The sequence below is a fragment of the Treponema sp. R6D11 genome (assembly GCF_054786075.1).
The window spans coordinates 1-982 of the sequence record NZ_BDHD01000466.1; the positions used below are offsets into that span (position 1 = coordinate 1).

A 982-nucleotide genomic window follows, 5' to 3' on the forward strand; every position below is an offset into this window, starting at 1 on the left:
CATATACGAAGTATATCCATGTCTTTCCGCCGCAAAAATGTTTGAACTATTGGAACACATTAAACCCAATTTAATTATGCTTGACGTGGAGATGCCGGAAATGAACGGCTATGAAGCGGCAAAAAAATTAAAAAGTAATCCTGAATACAGTGAAATACCAATTATCTTCCTTTCCGCAATGGTTGACGCGCAAAGCGAGATAGAAGGTTTAAAATTGGGCGCTATTGATTACATACACAAACCTTTTTACGGTCATCTATTGTTGCAACATATAAAAACACATCTGTCTTCTTTTGAACAAGAAATGGAAATTAAACATCTGCTTAAGTTAAAAACAGAAGAAGTCAAACTGCGCGAAGCGGCGGAGTTTAAGGCGGAAAATGCATCTCAAGCCAAGGGGGACTTCCTTTCCAACATGAGCCACGAAATACGCTCTCCGTTAAACGCCGTTATAGGCATGATAAACATAGCAGCCGAAGAAAACGACATTGGGGCGATAAAACTTTATCTTGAAAAAGCGGCTAACGCGGCAAAAATCGTACTTGGCGTTATTAACGATATTCTTGATATGTCCAAAATTGAAGCGAATAAACTTGAACTTTCCGACACTGAATTTAATTTTGGAAAGATGATAACCAACATTATTGATGTAACAAGCATACGCGCCAAAGAGAAACATCAGGATATTATAGTTAATATAGACTCTAATATTCCGTCTTTTGTAATAAGCGACGAATTACGGCTGGCGCAAGTTATTAACAATTTAATGACTAACGCCATAAAGTTCACTCCTGAAAACGGCAAAATAACATTGGGCGCGGAAAAATTGGAGGAAAAAGACGATGAAATTACCATCAAAGTAGAAGTAACTGACAGCGGTATAGGGATTTCGCAGGAACAGCAGGAAAAACTTTTTACGGCTTTTAATCAAGCCGACATCAGCATAGCAAAAAAATTCGGCGGTACAGGGCTTGGTTTAATC

1 protein-coding gene is annotated in these 982 nt (G+C 38.4%); it reads left to right on the plus strand.

The window, feature by feature from the left end:
- Position 1: 1 nt before the first annotated feature.
- A partial coding sequence (locus ACYVTD_RS14000) for an ATP-binding protein (RefSeq protein WP_461248337.1) occupies positions 2–982 on the plus strand: 981 nt, incomplete at its 3' end.